At 37.1% G+C, this 17804-nt stretch carries 20 protein-coding genes; 10 read left to right on the forward strand and 10 right to left on the reverse strand.

Features of this window, described 5'->3' with window-relative positions; translation table 11 throughout:
- Positions 1-63 precede the first annotated feature (63 nt).
- From H6607_10450 to H6607_10470, 5 genes are all read right to left on the reverse strand, one after another.
- Positions 64-624, reverse strand: coding sequence for a hypothetical protein (locus H6607_10450; GenBank protein ID MCB9262783.1), 561 nt, complete (start codon positions 622-624; stop codon positions 64-66).
- Between the two features lie 65 nt (positions 625-689).
- Positions 690-1412, reverse strand: a complete 723-nt coding sequence (gene pepE / locus H6607_10455) for a dipeptidase PepE (GenBank protein MCB9262784.1) — start codon at positions 1410-1412, stop codon at positions 690-692.
- An 86-nt stretch (positions 1413-1498) separates the two neighbouring features.
- Positions 1499-2440: a PorT family protein gene (locus tag H6607_10460; protein ID MCB9262785.1), complete on the reverse strand. Its 942-nt coding sequence runs from the start codon at positions 2438-2440 to the stop codon at positions 1499-1501.
- Between the two features lie 20 nt (positions 2441-2460).
- The gene (locus H6607_10465; GenBank protein ID MCB9262786.1) at positions 2461-3279 is read right to left on the reverse strand and encodes a hypothetical protein; all 819 of its coding nucleotides are present in this window, start codon (positions 3277-3279) and stop codon (positions 2461-2463) included.
- Complete coding sequence (locus H6607_10470; GenBank protein ID MCB9262787.1) at positions 3276-3761, reverse strand: RNA polymerase sigma factor; 486 nt, start codon at positions 3759-3761, stop codon at positions 3276-3278. Before H6607_10470 ends, H6607_10465 begins: the two co-directional genes overlap by 4 nt.
- A gap of 151 nt (positions 3762-3912) precedes the next feature.
- On the opposite strand from H6607_10470, the gene H6607_10475 reads away from it, so the two are divergent.
- Both H6607_10475 and H6607_10480 read left to right on the forward strand, forming a co-directional pair.
- Positions 3913-4659, forward strand: coding sequence for a class I SAM-dependent methyltransferase (locus H6607_10475; protein ID MCB9262788.1), 747 nt, complete (start codon positions 3913-3915; stop codon positions 4657-4659).
- Positions 4656-5240 (forward strand): phosphatase PAP2 family protein, encoded by a 585-nt coding sequence (locus tag H6607_10480; GenBank protein ID MCB9262789.1) that lies wholly within the window; start codon positions 4656-4658, stop codon positions 5238-5240. Before H6607_10475 ends, H6607_10480 begins: the two co-directional genes overlap by 4 nt.
- Before the next feature lie 35 nt (positions 5241-5275).
- Here H6607_10480 and H6607_10485 read toward each other — a convergent pair whose 3' ends face one another.
- Complete coding sequence (locus H6607_10485; GenBank protein MCB9262790.1) at positions 5276-5614, reverse strand: hypothetical protein; 339 nt, start codon at positions 5612-5614, stop codon at positions 5276-5278.
- A 23-nt stretch (positions 5615-5637) separates the two neighbouring features.
- Positions 5638-6069 (reverse strand): hypothetical protein, encoded by a 432-nt coding sequence (locus tag H6607_10490; protein ID MCB9262791.1) that lies wholly within the window; start codon positions 6067-6069, stop codon positions 5638-5640.
- Positions 6070-6175: 106 nt separating this feature from the next.
- Between H6607_10490 and H6607_10495 the strand changes: the two genes are divergently transcribed.
- A complete protein-coding gene (locus tag H6607_10495) occupies positions 6176-6904 on the forward strand; it encodes a ZIP family metal transporter (GenBank protein MCB9262792.1) in 729 nt (242 codons plus the stop codon).
- Here H6607_10495 and H6607_10500 read toward each other — a convergent pair.
- A complete protein-coding gene (locus H6607_10500; GenBank protein ID MCB9262793.1) occupies positions 6901-8490 on the reverse strand; it encodes a hypothetical protein in 1590 nt (529 codons plus the stop codon). The two genes, H6607_10495 and H6607_10500, sit on opposite strands and share 4 nt — an antisense overlap.
- Positions 8491-8549: 59 nt before the next feature.
- On the opposite strand from H6607_10500, the gene H6607_10505 reads away from it, so the two are divergent.
- Both H6607_10505 and H6607_10510 read left to right on the forward strand, forming a co-directional pair.
- Positions 8550-9329 carry an enoyl-CoA hydratase/isomerase family protein gene (locus H6607_10505; GenBank protein ID MCB9262794.1) on the forward strand — a complete coding sequence of 260 codons (780 nt, stop codon included), beginning with the start codon at positions 8550-8552 and terminating at the stop codon, positions 9327-9329.
- Positions 9330-9389: 60 nt separating this feature from the next.
- Positions 9390-10514, forward strand: coding sequence for an aspartate aminotransferase family protein (locus H6607_10510; GenBank protein MCB9262795.1), 1125 nt, complete (start codon positions 9390-9392; stop codon positions 10512-10514).
- Positions 10515-10696: 182 nt separating this feature from the next.
- Here the strand turns inward: H6607_10510 and H6607_10515 are convergent, their stop codons facing one another.
- Positions 10697-11380, reverse strand: a complete 684-nt coding sequence (locus H6607_10515) for a (d)CMP kinase (protein ID MCB9262796.1) — start codon at positions 11378-11380, stop codon at positions 10697-10699.
- A gap of 98 nt (positions 11381-11478) precedes the next feature.
- Positions 11479-12729: a hypothetical protein gene (locus H6607_10520; protein MCB9262797.1), complete on the reverse strand. Its 1251-nt coding sequence runs from the start codon at positions 12727-12729 to the stop codon at positions 11479-11481.
- A gap of 260 nt (positions 12730-12989) precedes the next feature.
- Between H6607_10520 and H6607_10525 the strand changes: the two genes are divergently transcribed.
- From H6607_10525 to rsmD, 5 genes are all read left to right on the forward strand, one after another.
- Positions 12990-13913, forward strand: a complete 924-nt coding sequence (locus H6607_10525) for a T9SS type A sorting domain-containing protein (protein MCB9262798.1) — start codon at positions 12990-12992, stop codon at positions 13911-13913.
- 262 nt (positions 13914-14175) lie between these two features.
- Entirely contained in the window at positions 14176-15822 is a 1647-nt protein-coding gene (paaN, locus tag H6607_10530; protein ID MCB9262799.1) for a phenylacetic acid degradation protein PaaN, read from the forward strand.
- A gap of 102 nt (positions 15823-15924) precedes the next feature.
- Entirely contained in the window at positions 15925-16473 is a 549-nt protein-coding gene (locus H6607_10535) for a hypothetical protein (protein MCB9262800.1), read from the forward strand.
- Between the two features lie 6 nt (positions 16474-16479).
- A complete protein-coding gene (locus H6607_10540; GenBank protein ID MCB9262801.1) occupies positions 16480-17241 on the forward strand; it encodes a DUF3822 family protein in 762 nt (253 codons plus the stop codon).
- Entirely contained in the window at positions 17232-17774 is a 543-nt protein-coding gene (gene rsmD / locus H6607_10545; protein ID MCB9262802.1) for a 16S rRNA (guanine(966)-N(2))-methyltransferase RsmD, read from the forward strand. Before H6607_10540 ends, rsmD begins: the two co-directional genes overlap by 10 nt.
- Positions 17775-17804: the final 30 nt, after the last annotated feature.

Consider the following 17804-nt stretch of genomic DNA (forward strand, 5'->3'; position numbering starts at 1 on the left):
CATTTGCATAAAAAAAGCTCAATTCTATTGAATTGAGCTTTTATGAAAGAAATAGTTTACCCCTTATTGATCTGCATTTCGCTCAATAGAAAAATGTCCTTTCGTAAAAGAGCGTTGATTAATCCCAGATTTTAAGGTAGCCGTAAAAGTCCCCTCTACCTTTTGACCTACCTCACCGTATTTTGTCACCTTGAGGTCCACAGCTCCGGTACCATCGTTTTTCGACTCAATTCTAGTAGCATTTTCACCAGTTGCAATTTCCAACTTAAAATTTGCAGAATTTTGATCAAAATTAGCTATAGATTTACCAGGAAACTCAATCAATATTTCGGCTTTGCTTGTAATCGTAGCTCCCAATTTGTCTTTAGTGGAATAACCAATTCCATTAATAGTGGTAATATCAGAAACTTTATCATAGTAACAAATTGTTTGAGATTTATCAATAAGTACCTGATAATCTTTAAAACTCACAGTAAATCCAAATCCAGCAGTGTCTTTAACTACTGGGGTTGGAGGTGTATCTATTGGATCAACAATAGTTTCTGGACCACAACCCGTTAATAGACTTCCGGTTCCAACAAAAAATAAAGGAGCCGCGATAAATGCTCCAAAAATGTATTTCAATAGTTTCATATCTAACTAATTTTTAATGTATGGTGCAATTATAATCGAAACTAACAAAACTTATCTCAGATTAGCGTATTTTTTTGCATCTCCATTAAATATTGGTTGGCCTGCTTTTCGTTAAATGTCTTAATATTGTTTGGATGCTGGTAAATCTTCATGTCTTCATTTCCCACATAGCTCAAACCAATGTTATTCATTTCTAAATAACTTCCTTCGGGTAAACAAATAACCTCTGTTTTGCTCAATAAAATAAACTCTTTGAGTCTATCCATTCGGCTTTCACCTCCATGATTTGGAATTGTTTTTTCACTGTAGTGTGGGTTTATTTGAAATGGAATAAGGTTTAAGGCATTGAACGATTTTGGCTCTACAATAGGCATATCGTTGGTGGTGCAAATGGTTTTTCCGGCAATGTTTGAGCCGGCACTCCACCCAATGTAGATAGCTCCATGTTTCACTGCCTTTTTAATTGGTTCTATCAACTCCAAATCATACAGCATTTGCAATAGGCGAAAGGTATTGCCGCCACCAACGGCAATAACATCGGCATTTTGAATGGCTTCTACTTTGTTTTCCAGCGTGTGAATACCGACTACTTCAATTCCAAATTCAGCCAATGTCGTCCGTACCTTTTGGGTATATTCGTCATACGAAATGGTGACTCCGGCATAAGGTACAAAAAGAATTTTTTTATTCCCTTGAACGAATTGGTCGATTATGGTTTTTGCATGATTCAAATAAGGCTCCCCATAATTGGTAGAGTTGCTCAACAATAACAAATTCATGGTGCAAGATTACGCTTTTAAAAAAACAAAAAGGCTTTTCTGCATTGCAAAAAAGCCTTTGAAAACGAAATAAAGAATATGCTCTTTTAAAATGGAACGATAACAAGTCCGACAGCCACAGTGTTCATTTCAGGACCTCTACCTTCCTTGAAAATAGGGGTTTGATAATATTTACCATATAAAATAAAGTCTCCGTATCCCAGCTGAACGACATAGCCAGTGCGAAAATCACTAAAGCCGTAATCGCCTTTTATGTTGTATTTTTCTTTGTCGCCACCACTCCCCCATTTTTGCTTTTGTTTTGAGCCAATTAAGTACCCAAACTGAGCTCCGGCGGCAATTGTAAAGGATTTTTTTTCATCGCAAGGATTGCTTTTAAAATGCAACATAAGCGGCACAGTGGCATATTTGCTTACCAACTTATTGGTTCTATAATCAATGTTATTGTTTATCTCAAAGGTCATTGGGCTGGATTCTCTGTTTATTGTAACCCCTTTTCTAAACCGATAGTGGTTTAACTCCAAACCAAGTCCATAAACCAATCGCAGCTTGCCCTTCACAATGTTTACACCTTGTTGTACAAAGCCAATATTCAAATTTCCGGATGTATTTTCCAAGGCCAAATCCTTATACGCTTCGGGCATATCAAAATTTCCGGCTCTGTTAAGCATTTGATTAAAACCAAGTTCGAGGGTTAAACCATGAGTAACCACTTTTTCCGTTTTATCATCGCAATCTTTGTTCACAACAACATCCCCATTTTCTTCCGTTGTCATGGTGTCTGGCAACAAATCCGTTGATACCAGCGTATCTTCAAGCGGCATATTCTCCTTCATTTCTGCCTCATTAACCTTTATCACCTTCTTTTTAGATTCTGGAGAAATAGTGTCAGCAACACTATTCTTGCCAACAACTGTAATTTTTAGGTGTTTCGTATCAATCACGCTTTCTTCAGTCTGCTGAGCCCATGATGTTTGCATTGTCAAAATCGCAACACCTGCCAACGTAAACTTAACTAAACTATTCATTTTCAAAATTTTATATCAAATTATTTATCATTTAAAGGTTTCAAACTAACCAAAGCAGATACCGTATATTGGTTGTTTTGAAAACTAAAATTCCACGCTTTATTTTTATTTTCTTCTATTGGTTCTACGTCTATTTTTATTCCTTTAATGTGATTAAAAACAGAAGTAAAGCTGTTGTTTAAGGTAGTCCTAACCCCTTGAAATTCAAAGCCATCTTCCTCAATAAAAGCTAACTGAATGGCCAAATTTTCAATAGCTGTTTGTTTTGTTGCGTTCTGATGGTGCCTCACAAAGTTCAACTCAGATTGAATTGGTTTTAAATTTACCATATCGTTTGCAAAACTTTCTTTCTGCACTGTTTCTTCTGTTGGGTTTAATTCAAATGTTGGTTTGATACTTTTCGGACGTACAGAGTTATGAGTAATTCTCTCAAAATCAGTTGCTTTCACACTTTCTTCTTCAATTATTGGGGTAATTTTTTGTTCATCAACCTTTTCATTTGGAGTTTCAGAGTTCAAAAGAGCCGAAGATGTTTCTTTATCCGAAATATATGATTTCCAAAGAGGGTATGACAAAACCATAATTACCACCGCGGCGGCATATTTCATCCAACCAAAACCGGCAAAAGCAATCAGTTTGGTTTCCCTTTTAAGCAGACTTTCTTTGTTGTTGTAAACTATATTTGGCGGAGTCAGTTTGGTGGCTTGCATATCCTGCCACATACACGCCAACTCTTCATCTGCTTCAATAGCCGACAAAATTTCGAGTTCTTCCGCTTCACTCAACTCATTTTCGAGCAATTCAAAAAGTTTCCATTCTATGTTTTTTTCGTCTTTCATAGCACCAAATTCATACTTTTTAAATAAGACTTTAAGAATTGTCTGGCTCTAAAAATATTTATTTTTACCTGAGCCTCAGTCATTCCTGTAATATCACCAATGGTTTTATAGTCATATCCTTCATAATCTCGAAGCATAACAGCCGTTTTTTGTTTTTCGGGCAATTTGGCCACAGCGGCATTCACTATTTCCAAAGTGTCGCTATATTGTTCGGTGTGACTGTAGTTGTTTTCCACCACATCCTCCATGGTTGTGGTTCTTCCGGCCACCCTTAGCAAGTCAATACAATTGTTGTAAGCTATTTTAAACATAAAGGCTTTTGCTGTTTGCATTTCTACTTTTTCCTTTCTAACCCAAAGTTTTTCAAATGTGTTTTGAACCACATTTTCGGCCTCAAATTCATCTCTCAGATATTTTAAAGCAAATCTGAAGATGCCGTCCGACAGTGTTTCTACACAAGTATTATACTCTTTTGTGGTCATTAATTTCGACTGTAATACGTCAAATAGTTTTTAAAGTTACAACAAATTAAAACTTTGTTTAATGTGATATTCAACTTACTCTATTTCAATCTATTAAATTTTCGATAAACGGCATTTTTTGACAAACCAAAAATTAAAACACCTTTGCAGTATGGATATTTCTGATAGCTGGTTTGAAGAATGGTTTAATTCGCCATACTATCATCTTTTATACGACAATCGCGATGAAGATGAGGCGAAGATTTTTATTAAAAACTTGATTACAAAGCTAAATCCTTTGCCAACGGCCAAATTTCTCGACTTAGCCTGTGGCAGTGGTAGGCATACCCGCGAAATTGCTGCCATGGGATATAGTGCCACCGGCATAGATCTTAGCCCCAATAGCATTGAATATGCCACCAAAATGGGTTGCGAAAAGCAGCATTTTTTGGTGGGCGATATGCGTGAAACTCATTTTGAAAATGAATTCGATTTTGTGTTGAATTTGTTTACCAGTTTTGGCTATTTTAAGAGCAGAGATGAACAAAAACAGACGCTATTGGCAATAAAAAACCAATTGAAAAGAAATGGGATATTGGTATTGGATTATCTAAATATTTGCAAAGTTCTTGATGAAATTTCGGAAAGTGGAGAACAACAAATCAGTAAAGGAAAAATTTTATTTAAAACCCACAAGATTATCGACAAACCATTCATAATCAAGAAAATAACTATTGAAGAAAACGATATAAAAAGAACCTTTTTTGAGCGGGTATTTATGCTCACGAAGGATGATTTGAGTAACATTCTGAAAGAAACTGGCTTTGGAATAAAAACAATTTATGGCGACTATGGGTTAACTAACTTTGACAAAAAAAATTCGGACAGACTCATTATTGTTGCTCAAAAAACAACTTGATAGATTGTATTAAGCATATCGACAAACAACTTTTTTTTCATGTAAACCATTGCATGAAAAATGATTTTTTTGATAGTTTAATGCCAATTCTAAGAGACAAATATACGTGGTTGCCACTGTATGCCATTATTGTGGCATTTGTCATTAAAAATTATGGCCTAAAATCGCTTTATGTTCTTGGCTTTGCAGCACTTACTTTTTTGGTGGCCGACCAACTGAGTGCCCATGTTATAAAACCTTTGGTGCAACGGGCTAGACCCTGCAACGATGCTTGCATTAGACAATGGGTACATAATTTGGTTGACTGTGGCAGCGGCTACAGTTTTGTGAGCAGCCATGCCACCAACCATTTTGCAATTGGCATGTATTTTATTACTGTTTTTGCCCGACCAAGCAACAGGCTTTGGGTTATTCCAACTTTTTTGCTTTGGGCATCATTGGTGGCGTTTGCCCAGGTGTATGTTGGGGTTCATTACCCTTTTGATGTAATTGGAGGGGCTATTTTGGGAATAATAATAGGTCTGACTTTTGGCTGGCTAAATAGGTTTGTGCTTTGCACGAGGTGCGGGAAGAAGATATAGTTTAGTCATGAGGTTTAATGCTTTACTGCAAGGCATTAAAAATTATCGAACAACCATTCAAAATAATCAAACTTATCACTATGTTTTCTTAAAATATTTTTAGAGCGAAAACGCTGGTATTCTTTAAAATACCTTCTTGAATCGGCAATTGTGTCTTTTTCATTACCCATATTTCCATAAGAATAAATGGCAATTGTCTTTTCAAAATTAATTTTCAGCGTATCTATTTGGTTTGAATCAAGAGCGGAGTATTTTATGCAGAAAATACTTTTAGGGGATAGAACGATTATCGTTTTTTCTGCAGGTGTAGAAATGGAAACGGTATCCGCATTTCTTGAATAATAGCGAATATCAAAAACATTGGTGCTGTGCATTGAAGGATTTACAAAATAATAAATTACATTCCATTTTTATCCCGTTTTGTTACTGATTTAAAAACTCCGTTTTCATCAAAAACACTATCAATAGACGAAAACAAAATAGCCTCCGGATCATCACCTATCAGTTCTCGATTTATAATTTTTCTTTTTTTTCCCAAATAAGTCTGAGACAGATACATAATGCTATCCTGATTGTAGTACTCTAATCGAAAATTTCTTCTTTTTTCTAACTGAATTTTTCTGGCATAAATTTGATTATCCCAATCAGTGAAATAATATAAATTGGTATCTTTCTTAACTATAACCTCTTGAACCGTCCAGTTTACTTTTCCAATCTTAATAGAGTCTTGAGATTTTCCCTTTTTTAAGGAAATAATCTGTGCGTTTGCCTGAAAATACTGACCAAGCAGCAAAATATATACAACTATTAGGGTTCTTTTTAAACACACAAAAAAGAGAATTTTAATAATGTGAGTTTAACGACCAAGTAGTTTATTTGTTGTTCAAAATCTATCTGCATTCGCACAATCTGCATAATCGTTCTAAATTTGCCTCGTGAATTTTTGGTCATACTTTATATTGTTTTTCTTTCCGTTGGTTGGTGGCACGGTTGGCCTAATCATTCAGTCGGAAAAAACACAGTATCTCAAACTTTTTTTGGCATTTAGTGGGGCTTTTTTGTTTTCCATTACGGCTGTTAGCATCATCCCCGAAGTTTACCATCATCACACTAAATTTAACATAGGCTACTTTGTCTTGGCCGGATTTTTTCTTCAAATTGTCATCGATTTGTTCTCACAGGGCATTGAACATGGGCATTTGCATCATCACAAAACCGACAAAACACCTTATGGTGTGTTTATAGCCCTTAGCCTTCACGCTTTTTTGGAAGGAATGGCAGCAGGTAGCAACTTATTTTCCGAAAAAATACAAAGTGGTTTTGTTTTTGGTATTGCCCTTCATGAAATTCCTGCGGCATTTGCATTAATCACTATTTTGAAAGCTGGAAACGTAAAAAAACAATATCTGTACACTTGGCTGGTTTTTTATGCCCTAATGACCGTTTTGGGGGCATTAACCAGTGGTGGACTAAGCCAATTGATACCCGATTTTGAGTATATCTCCATCTATTTGGTGGCGTTGGTTATTGGCGTGTTTCTGCACATCTCAACCACCATTTTGTTCGAAAACACGGACAATCACAAATTCAGCCGATACAAGCTTGTGGCCATTGCACTTGGGGCGGCAATTGCCATTTTAAGCAGTCTGCTTGGAAATCATTAATTCTCCGTTTTCAACAAACCAATTTGGTGTGTTTTTCTCCCTTTTGCAAAAACCAACGATGTGCCATCTTTTAAGCTGACACATTCTCGAACAACCGGCCTATGGGCTTTCTTACTAATATACCCTAATGTTTCTGCTTGTTTTTTTCCGTTCTCATCTACTTCTACGTGAATGTAGTGGTAATATTTTTTTGCCTTTTTATCGCCCTCCATTTCCTCTGGGAGTTCAATATCTTCGGTATTTGATAGTGGTGTTACAAAGAAAAAATGAAGCGTTTCGCCATTTTTAACCAAGTTAAATCCGCTGTAATAACCGCCATCATCGGTTGTGTGCTGATATTTATGTATTTTTTGTTTCCAAACTACCTCGCCGGTTTCGTCAAATTCTACCACCAAAATATCATTATATATGTAATGTGTTACTGTGCGTGTGGTGGTAGTGCCATTGCTGTTGGTTGTGGTAGTGGTTGTGGTATATACATAATATTGTTCTGCCACCATAGTAAGTCCTCCCATCGAATTTGGAAGTAAATCTCTTATTTCAAATTCGTAAAATTCGATTTCCTTTCCTTTGGCTGCCTTTTTTTCTAATTTTTCCGCGGCTCGTTCTGATAAACCTTCTGTAAAAAAATCCAACCCAAATTCTTCAACATTTTCCGAAACAACATCTAAAGTACCCTGCTCCAATTCCAAATAAAAAACACCCGAAGCCCGGTTTTCGGCAGTTTTACTGTATAAACCCGCACAAAGCAAATTGCCATCCTCTTTTACCGTATAATCAATGGATGAAATGAAGTTTTCTTTCAATTTCAGTTCATGTTCTTCTCTTGATTTGCCTTCATCCGTGTAGCTAATAAAGTGAAAGGTATAGTTTTGAGTCTTCTTTTTTCGCTCGGATCTTTCTTTTTTCAATCTTCCTAAAATTTGAATATTTCCGTTATTATCCAAATTGTAGTTCATTATCAAAAAGTCTTTTTCTTCATAAGGTAAAGTGATGTTCTTTTCCCAAATCAAATCAAAATCTTTTGTCAACACCACCACGCTTACCTCATCGTTGGCATCTTTAGCTCGTTTGTATGGAGTATTGGCATAAACCAATATTTTTGAGCTATCCTGCGACACTGCCACATCAAAGTTTCCGGTGTTTAGCCTCGAGTTGAACTTAATGGCAGATAATTCTTTGGTAGATTCCAACACGGACAAATCATCTTGGTCAAAAGTCATATAACTCAATTTATTCTCTTTTTCACGATTATCTTTTTCACTAAAAAAAACAACAATGCCATTATTGATACACACTACATTTTCGATGTAGGCATTTCTACTCATCAATTCAGAAAGATTTACACTTGCTCCTTCGCTCAAATCATCCCTATACCGAATTAATGTATAGTTTCTGGACACATTATTGATACTGAAAAGTGTTCCGTCATCGCCTTTAAAAATTTGGTTGATGTAATTTTTTCGACTGTCAATCGGTTCACTCATATCAACGGATATTGATGAAGAACCAAAATTGGATTGTGCAAACACATAATTTGAAAAAGACAGTGCAGATACAACGATAGCTAAAATGTATTTTTTCATGTTTCCAAAACTAATCCATAAAATTTTAAAATCTTAATATTGAAGTCAATTTAATAACAATGAATCCGGAATTGATAATTGTAACGCCCCAATATGAAAAGCATATTGCCGTAATCCAACTTAACCGACCAAAAGAATTGAATGCTTTAAACCTTCAGGTAATGGGCGAAATACGCGATGCCCTGCAACTATTGGACAACGACCCCGAAGTGCGTGTCATTATTATAACTGGAAACGAAAGGGCTTTTGCCGCCGGAGCCGACATAAAACAAATGGCCGGAAAAGGTGCTATAGACATGCTAAAGATTGACCAATTTAGCACGTGGGATCAAATTAGAAAAACGAAAAAACCAATTATTGCTGCGGTGAGTGGTTTTGCATTGGGTGGCGGCTGCGAGTTGGTTATGACGTGCGATATGGTAGTGGCCTCCGAAACGGCACAATTTGGCCAACCCGAAATAAAAATTGGTGTGATGCCCGGTGCTGGAGGAACACAACGATTGCCAAGAGCTGTTGGCAAAACCAGAGCCATGGAAATGGTTTTGACCGGAAACTTTATTTCTGCCGATGAAGCCTTGCGATATGGGTTGATAAACAAAGTGGTGCCTGTTGAATCGTATATGATCGAGACCGTGCGAATGGCTCAAACCATTGCGGCTCAAAGCCCGCTGGCAGTGCAGTTGGCCAAAGAAAGTGTTTTAAAGGCTTATGAAATGCCATTGCAAGAAGCACTATCATTCGAGCGTAAAAACTTTTATATGCTGTTTGCCACCAACGATCAAAAAGAAGGCATGGCCGCATTTATTGAAAAACGTCGACCAGAATTTAAAGGAGAATAATTCCAAAAATAGGTGAGGAACTTATTTCTGCAACATATTGCCCAAACTTCAGAAAACCCAATGAATCTGGAAGTAAAAAAAGCTTCCGGAATATATATTACCATCACCGATGGCAAACGTTACATCGACCTGATTTCGGGTATTGGAGTAAGTAATATGGGGCATAGAAACCACCGCGTGGCCAATGCCATTCGCAAACAAGTTGGCAAATATTGGCACACCATGGTGTATGGCGAACATATACAATCGCCTCAAGTGAAACTGGCTCAAAAGCTAACTTCTTTATTGCCCCCCTCGCTCAACTCATGTTATTTTGTTAACTCGGGTAGCGAAGCCATTGAAGGTGCCTTGAAGTTGGCAAAACGATTTACCGGAAAAACCAAAATTGTGGCCATGAAAAATGCCTATCATGGCAGCACTCACGGGGCTTTGAGCCTTATGAATAATAATTATTTTACGGAGGCTTTTCGACCCTTGCTACCCAACGTGCATTTTGCCGAATTTAACAACGAAGAAAATCTAAACCTGATTGACGAACAAACGGCTTGTGTGGTGTTGGAAATTGTGCAAGCAGAAGCCGGATATCTTGCACCAAATCCTGATTTTTTAGAAAACGTCAGAGAACGGTGCAATCAAACCAATACACTTTTAATTGTTGATGAAATTCAGACAGCTATGGGCAGAACCGGAAGCCTTTTTGCATTTGAGCAGTATAATTTAGTTCCCGATATAATTTGTTTGGCAAAAGCCTTTGGAGGCGGCATGCCGCTGGGTGCATTTGTGGCCAACAAAAATACGATGCAATGCCTCACAGACAATCCTGTTTTGGGGCATATTACCACATTTGGGGGTCATCCTGTAAGCTGTGCTGCGGCATTTGAAAACTTAAAAGTGCTAACCACCTCCGGTTTGATTAAAGAAGTTTCAAAAAAGGAAGAATTGTTCCGAAATTTGCTTCAACACCCCGAGATTGTCGAGATTACGGGAAAAGGATTGATGCTTGGGGTGCAATTAAAATCAAAAGAAAAATTGCAAAAAACAGTTGACTATTGCCTGCAAAAAGGCCTAATGATTGATTGGTTTTTGTTTGCTGAGGATAAACTTCGCATTGCTCCTCCCCTTATTATTACCTTAAATGAAATTAAAAAATCTTGTAAGATTATTTTGGAAGGGTTGGAGAGGTAGTAGCGGTTTATTCGTTAAAAAAAGTAACTTATATCTATGCATTCCCCCAAAAATCAAATAATTGACTTTAAACCAACGTAACTAATCATGTAAAAATTGACTTTTTTTTCAAACAATTGGGCTCAGAAGATTTGACGAAGCTCCCCAACGCTGACCTGTGTTCTCGGTGGTTCCTATCAGAATCATGCTAAAATAACCCCTCTTGCCCAAGTAAGAGCAATTTGGGTTTGCTCATCGCGGGACATTTCGGTATTGTTAAGCACAATAGCATCTTGGGCTTGCACCAGTGGGCTGATTTCTCGGGAAGAGTCATGATTATCGCGGTGCAGAATGTTGTTATAAATGTCTTCAAGATTGGCATCCATGCCTTTTTCTTTCAGTTCCAGAAACCGACGTTTTGCACGCACCATAGGTTCTGCGGTCATAAAAATTTTCAATTCCGCATCCGGAAAAACAACAGTTCCAATGTCTCTTCCATCCATTACCACACCTTTATTTTCGCCCATTTTTTGCTGTTTGTTTACCAAAAATGTTCTAATTTCTTTAACCGCACTCACTTCACTTACCCATCCCGAAACTTCCATACCACGTATTTCGTTTTCCACATTTTCTCCATTTAACATAGTGTTGTAGAAGCCAGAAAACGGATCTAAATCAAAACTAATCTCAATATTATCAAGCAATTGAGGCCTTTCAACAACTTCTTCCAATCTTATTGCGTTTCGTTTTAAATAGAGCGTAACGGCTCTATACATGGCTCCGGAGTCAATAAACATATACCCTAATTTTTTCGCCAAATTTTTGGCTAATGTTCCCTTTCCACAACTGGAATGGCCGTCTATTGCTATATTTATTTTGCGGGGCATTTTTTTGTTATCGGCAGGCAATATAGTTAAGAAATAATTATGGCAACTTTTTTCACCAAAAAGTTAAGGAAACTTCTCTGAAGGCATTAAAAACTGAGCTACATTTTTTTGGGATTTTTTATCCATCGAATTATGGGTTTTGCAAAATAACCTGCCCAAATAAAAAAGAGTATGAGTGCAGAAATAAGGTGAAACTTCAGAAAAATTGAACCTTTTTTTTCATACTCGTTTTGGTTATATCTACTAAGAACAGTGCACTTTCCCCAAACAATAAACGCATCAGCAATAGGCAGTTTCCCTAACAAATATTTTTTTTGTTTTTTCGATGTTTGAGCAAAGCCAAAAGCGTTAATCGTCTGATATTGCTGCAAAGCAATATCAGAATCATCCAGCATGGCCATTACACCCACCATCATAATGGTGGCCGTAAAACCTACCCCAAAAATTACCGGCCCTGAGTCTATATCACCTTTTCCATGTTTTCCTTTTGGATATTCCCGAACAGATGGCAGCCCAACTGTTTTACCCATAAATTTTTCTTTGGCTTTTAGGTATTGTTCAGTGGCCAAATCAGAATCAATTTCGGCTAACATCCTCAATATTAATGCTATGGAACACCCTCTTGTACCAACAACGCATTTGCCTGTTTCAAAATCAACCTTGTGCGGTATCATACCCGTTTCAGCATCAAGTCTTTCATTAATATTTGCCAACCATTCGTCGATGTTGATTCTAAATTTTTTACCAAATATTTTATCATAATTGCTCAACGAAGCCACCGCCACAAAGGCATCACTTGGCCAACTATGCCCTGCATACGATTGTGGATATGGATTTTGAGAAGAAAAAGCCGCGTCAGCAATTTCATGGCACTGTTGCTCAAATTTGGCTCGAAAAATATCAGATTGAGCAAAAACGGTGTCAATCAAAAAAATTTTGGACAACAAATAATTTTTCCAGCCCACGTAAAAAATACCGTAGTTGGGGTCAAGGTTTTCCGAAAAAGGCATTTTAGCGTATTCAGTTTCCAAATTTTTATAGGCCAAAATAGCCTGATGTAGGGCTTTGTTTCTAATTTCTGAATCATTTTTTTGAGCCAATGCCAACTGGCACCAAGACACACCATACACAGCATGAGTAAAGACGTAGCCCTCTGGAAAAATTTGCTGCATTTTTTGACCTAAATTCTTTTTGTTTATTTGGTTTTCCAAAAAATTGAGTGTGTTAACTATGTCTTCTTTGAGTTCAGACTTCTTAAAACTTGTTTGCTTCAAACGAACATTTATTGAGCAAATCAGAACAGTAATTAACAAAATCAGAGCCACCAACAAGTACTTTAACAATTTCATAACTAACTAATTAACTCAAAATTGAATTGTAAAAAACGGAGAAAAAAGCAGAATTGAAGTTGAATTAACATTCTACTGTCATTTCTAATCAAAAATAAGTGATGATTGGAAACCATATTCACTTTTTCCAAGAAAAGTTTAGATACATTTGCGACAAGATATGTGTAGTCAAAAGTATTAAAATGAAACTTTCAATTCTAAAATTTTGGAGATTTTTAAGGTTTAGTAATCTAAAAAAAATCTCAGTCCTTGTTCTTCTTATGATGTTCGGTTTAACTCGAACATTTGCTTCAAATTGTACAATAAGTTCTCCAACCACTGCCTCTGCCACCATGTGTAATAACATTGGTACCGGAGATACCATTTTTATTACTTCTACATTAACACTAAATGCCAGCTATACAACCTTGGCCAGTATTCAAAATGTAGTTATTATAGTAAATGGTGGTACAATTGATTGGGCAGCGGCAGCAACATTTCAAATCGGGACAGGAGGAAAACTTCAGATTATTAACGGGGGTACGTTAACCAATTCGGGTGGATGCAATGCCAACTACAAATTTCTTATTGGAAGCATAGTTGGATCATGCAGCAATAGTGGTGATTATTTATTCTCCGCCATTGTTGCCAACGGAGGTTTTGACGAAAACGGCCCACTTCCAGTTGAAATTGTTTATTTTAATGCCAAAAACCTTGAAACAGATAAAGTGCTTTTATCGTGGAGTACTGCCAGTGAGACTAACAATAGCCACTTTGAGATTTTTGCTTCATCAGACGCACAGAATTACACCTATTTAGGTCGAGTAGAAGGACACGGAAATTCAACCCAAACCATCAATTATGATGAGGTGGTTAAAGTAAGTAACAACGAATGTTATTTTAAACTTGTGCAGGTTGATTTTGATGGAAATTCAGAATCTTTTTTGGCCAAAGGTGGTTGTAAAGCGGATGTTTTACCATCGGATCAAGTGAATGTTAGAATTTTGACATCAAACGCAGTTTTGATAGAGAATAATTCCGACCAAGAAAAACTAAAGGTAACCATTGTCAATATTTATGGGCAAACCATTGTATCGCAATTGGCAGAAGGTGTCAATACATTAATTGACCTATCAAATTTTGATAGAGGCTTCTATTTGGTATCGATTGACGAAAATGAACCCATCAAAATATTGGTTCATTAACACACTCTTTTTTCTTGTTTTATATTTCTTGATGTAATGCGTTTAAAGTCAGTGAATTTTTTGGCTTTTCCATGTATTTGAATTTTAGTTGAACAACGGTTCGCCTAGGCTAAAAGAGATTTTACATTAGGCTATGACATGCACTGTACAAATTGGCAACCTTTGGGTAAATATTTGAATATTGGCAGCTCCATGGTAAAAAAGTTTACCGCAAATAGAATTGCTATAATTTCTAACTTTGCACCCTATTATGACACAATCAATGATTTTAGCAGATAAACACAAAAAAGTGTTGACCGAGGCCATCGAGGCAATCCATAAAAGAGATTTTTACAGCCCTTTTCCTGAGCATCCGCGAGCCTACCCCGAAACAGCCGATGAGGAAGGTAGAACCAAATTTGGGCAAATGATGAATAATGAATTTACCGAATTGGGTTTAAACAGCGACCATTGGATTGGCGAAGAGGTATCTCCATATCTGCAAACCGGCATTGGAATTTCGTATCCACAACTATCGGTTGAGGAACTAATTAACAATGCAAACAATGCCAAATCATGGAAAAATGTTTCGATTGAAAACCGTGCCGGAATTTTGATTGAATCACTGTATAGAGTAGAAAAAAGATATTTTGATATTGCCTATGCCACCATGCATACTACTGGGCAAAGCTTTATGATGGCTTTTCAGGCAAGTGGCCCGCACGCCAACGACAGAGCGTTGGAAGCTATTGCCATGGGATACCATGAAATATCGCGTTTTCCGAATCAGGTAGATTGGGTAAAACCCATGGGAAAATTTGATTTGACCCTCCACAAAACTTGGAAAGCAGTGCCAAAAGGAATAGGATTGGTTATTGGTTGCTCCACTTTCCCAACTTGGAACACGGTGCCGGGCATGTACGCCAGTTTAATTACCGGCAACCCTGTGATTGTGAAACCGCACCCAAAAGCCATATTGCCCATAGCCATTGTGATAGCTGAACTTAGAAAGGTGTTTGTTGAGAATAATCTCGACCCAAATATTGTTCAAATGGCGGTTGACACAATGAATAACCCAATAACAAAAGAATTGGCCGTTGCCGATAAAATAAAATTAATCGACTACACCGGTGGCAGCCTCTTTGGCGATTACATTGAATCGCTAAACAAAACAACATTTACCGAAAAAGCAGGAGTTAACAGTGTTATTATAGATTCCGTAAAAGACCTCAATTTGGTGGCTCAAAATATTGCCTTTGCCTCATCACTCTACTCTGGACAAATGTGTACCGCACCTCAAAACATTTTTGTTTCTGGCGAGGGTGTAGAAACCGAGAATGGCATGGTAACTTTTGATGAAGTGGCCAATGCCATAGCCAATGCGGTTAGCGGTTTAGTTTCGCACCCAAAAATGGGAGCCGGCACGTTGGGCGGCATTCAAAACGACAACACCATAAAACGAATTGCAGACAGCGGTGATTTTGGCGGAAAGGTTTTGCTGGAAAAGCAAGACGTTGTGAATCCTGAATTTGAAAATGCACGAATTTACTCTCCAAAGGTTATTGCAACCGATGCGGATAATTTTGAAGCCTTTGGTCATGAATGTTTTGGCCCAATTATTTTTATTGTAAAAACCAAAAACCGCGAACATTCGGTTGAAATTGCTGCCGAAATGGCCAAAACTAAAGGAGCAATAACCTGCTCGGCTTATTGCACCGACGAAAAAATGGTCAATCATATTGAAGAAATAATGAACAACACATTCACACCCGTTTCTTTCAATTTTGGTGGTGCAGCATTTGTCAATCAACATGCAGCGTTCAGTGATTTTCACGTTACGGGTGGTAATCCCTCGGGCAATGCCAGTTTTACAAATCCAGAATACATAAACAAACGATTTGTTTGGGTGGGAAATCGGTTTATGAAATAACCGTTGGTTAAAAACTTTGATTAATTCCTAAAATCATAACCTTTTTGAAATATTAATTTTCGGTGGTAAAGTGTTAATATTGCCGACACAGAATTTTGAAAAATGATTAACAACATTCTTAAAGTACTATTTTTTGCAGGAGCTTGTTTGCTTGCCTATCTTTTATACGACCTATTTGCAAAAGAAATGTCCTATCGTGCCGAGCGAGACGATATTGAAGCACAGGTAATCAAAAAAATGGAAATCATTAAAAAAGCTCAGATGAATTTTCGCGATGTAAACGGACATTTCACATCGAGCTTTGATTCGTTGATAAACTATATGAAAACCGGAACCATGAAAGTTATGGTGGAGTATGGCGACAAAAACGATACAACAAACACATACCGCAGAGAAATAAAAAATATATTGGTAAAAGACACTTTGTTTAAAGATGTAAATATTGATTTGATTGGATTTGTGCCGCCCGATGAAAAATATATGTTTATAATGAAAGCGGGAACTCTTAGAAAACAAGATCAAGACAATCAGGTTTTTATGGTTTTAGATCCAAGACCTTTTGATAGAGACAGAGCCAACCCAAACCATCCAAAGGATACATTGCAATTGGGCTCTTTAACCGAAATAAAATTTGACGGTAATTGGGAGTAATTTGATGTGGCAGAAAACTACAATCATTCCATAAGTAACTCTCTTTTTTTAGTTCAACAACTCGATGAGTTGGGGTATATGGTGGCCGACAAGGCCGGAAATGTTTTAACTCATGGACTAATTGCGGCGGTAGATGACGAGATGCTCCGTGCCAATCTTGATTCCCGATTTCCTTTAAATCAAATTTATAGCAAGGTAAACCTTATTTTTTCCGGAAATAATTTTGCTTGCGTTCCCCCTATTTTTTCAACCAACGGTCAAAAAAAGCAGATTTTTGAAACTTCCCATTCGCTAAAACAAGACGAATCTCTTTTAGAATCGAGCCTAAATGCCGAAATAACAATTCTATTTTCTGTACAAACCAAGTTGCTCGATGCCTTTAAAAAGCAGTATCCCACGCTGGAATACCACCATGAAACCATGCCCTTTTTCTCCTTTACCATTAGCCATTCCACCCAATCAGAAACAGCCATTTATGCAAAACAAGATGGTGAAAATCTTTTGTTGTTGGTGTTAAAAGATAAAACCGTTTTGCTTCTAAACCAGTATCAATGCGGTACTGTTGATGATGCCTTCTATTTTATCATGTTTACCGTAGAGCAACTTGATTTAGACAATGAAAACCTGCATTTACATTGGTTTGAAAATGCCGCTTTTTCATCTTCCGATACTATTGAATCTACCTTTAAAAACTACATTCAGTATATTTCCATTATTAAATCGAACGACTTGCCCCACAACGTTCGGATGGCTCTACAATGCGTATAATTTCGGGTAAATACAAAGGTTTGACCATACCAATGCCCAAAGGCGGAGATATAAGGCCAACTACCGACAGGGCAAAAGAATCGCTTTTTAATATTCTCCAAAATCGGTTTGAGATGACGAATTGTGAAGTGCTTGATTTATTTAGCGGCAGCGGAAATATGGCTTTTGAATTTGCCTCCCAAGACTGCCAATTGGTTATTTCTGTGGAAAAAAATCGAAAAATTACACTTCAAAACATTGCATTTTCCATGAGCAAAGATATTGACGTTCAATTCATTACCATGAATGTTTTCAGCTTTTTAAAACAATCAAAAGATACGTTCGACATCATTTTTGCCGACCCACCTTATCATTTGGAAAAAATGTCCGAATTGCCAAAACTCATTTTTCGTCAAAAACTATTAAAAAAAGGTGGATTGTTAGTTATAGAACACCATTCGAGTTTTAAATGGAATGAAACCATTCCTTCCGAACAAAGAGTTTACGGACAATCGGTTTTTAGCTTTTTTGAGTTTACCGAAGAAAATAAATAAGTCAAATTCAATCGAACTGTTAACTTTGTT

This window comes from Flavobacteriales bacterium, from assembly GCA_020635395.1.
Classification (GTDB): domain Bacteria; phylum Bacteroidota; class Bacteroidia; order NS11-12g; family UBA9320; genus UBA987.

Bases quoted from the DNA above. Each gene is read 5' to 3' on its own strand.
- pepE (MCB9262784.1), bottom strand. From the start codon at position 1,412: ATGAATTTGTTATTGTTGAGCAACTCTACCAATTATGGGGAGCCTTAT.
- H6607_10460 (MCB9262785.1), bottom strand. From the start codon at position 2,440: ATGAATAGTTTAGTTAAGTTTACGTTGGCAGGTGTTGCGATTTTGACA.
- H6607_10465 (MCB9262786.1), bottom strand. From the start codon at position 3,279: ATGAAAGACGAAAAAAACATAGAATGGAAACTTTTTGAATTGCTCGAA.
- H6607_10470 (MCB9262787.1), bottom strand. From the start codon at position 3,761: ATGACCACAAAAGAGTATAATACTTGTGTAGAAACACTGTCGGACGGC.
- H6607_10475 (MCB9262788.1), top strand. From the start codon at position 3,913: ATGGATATTTCTGATAGCTGGTTTGAAGAATGGTTTAATTCGCCATAC.
- H6607_10485 (MCB9262790.1), bottom strand. From the start codon at position 5,614: ATGCACAGCACCAATGTTTTTGATATTCGCTATTATTCAAGAAATGCG.
- H6607_10500 (MCB9262793.1), bottom strand. From the start codon at position 8,490: ATGAAAAAATACATTTTAGCTATCGTTGTATCTGCACTGTCTTTTTCA.
- H6607_10505 (MCB9262794.1), top strand. From the start codon at position 8,550: ATGAATCCGGAATTGATAATTGTAACGCCCCAATATGAAAAGCATATT.
- H6607_10510 (MCB9262795.1), top strand. From the start codon at position 9,390: ATGAATCTGGAAGTAAAAAAAGCTTCCGGAATATATATTACCATCACC.
- H6607_10515 (MCB9262796.1), bottom strand. From the start codon at position 11,380: ATGCCCCGCAAAATAAATATAGCAATAGACGGCCATTCCAGTTGTGGA.
- H6607_10520 (MCB9262797.1), bottom strand. From the start codon at position 12,729: ATGAAATTGTTAAAGTACTTGTTGGTGGCTCTGATTTTGTTAATTACT.
- H6607_10525 (MCB9262798.1), top strand. From the start codon at position 12,990: ATGATGTTCGGTTTAACTCGAACATTTGCTTCAAATTGTACAATAAGT.
- paaN (MCB9262799.1), top strand. From the start codon at position 14,176: ATGATTTTAGCAGATAAACACAAAAAAGTGTTGACCGAGGCCATCGAG.
- H6607_10535 (MCB9262800.1), top strand. From the start codon at position 15,925: ATGATTAACAACATTCTTAAAGTACTATTTTTTGCAGGAGCTTGTTTG.
- rsmD (MCB9262802.1), top strand. From the start codon at position 17,232: ATGCGTATAATTTCGGGTAAATACAAAGGTTTGACCATACCAATGCCC.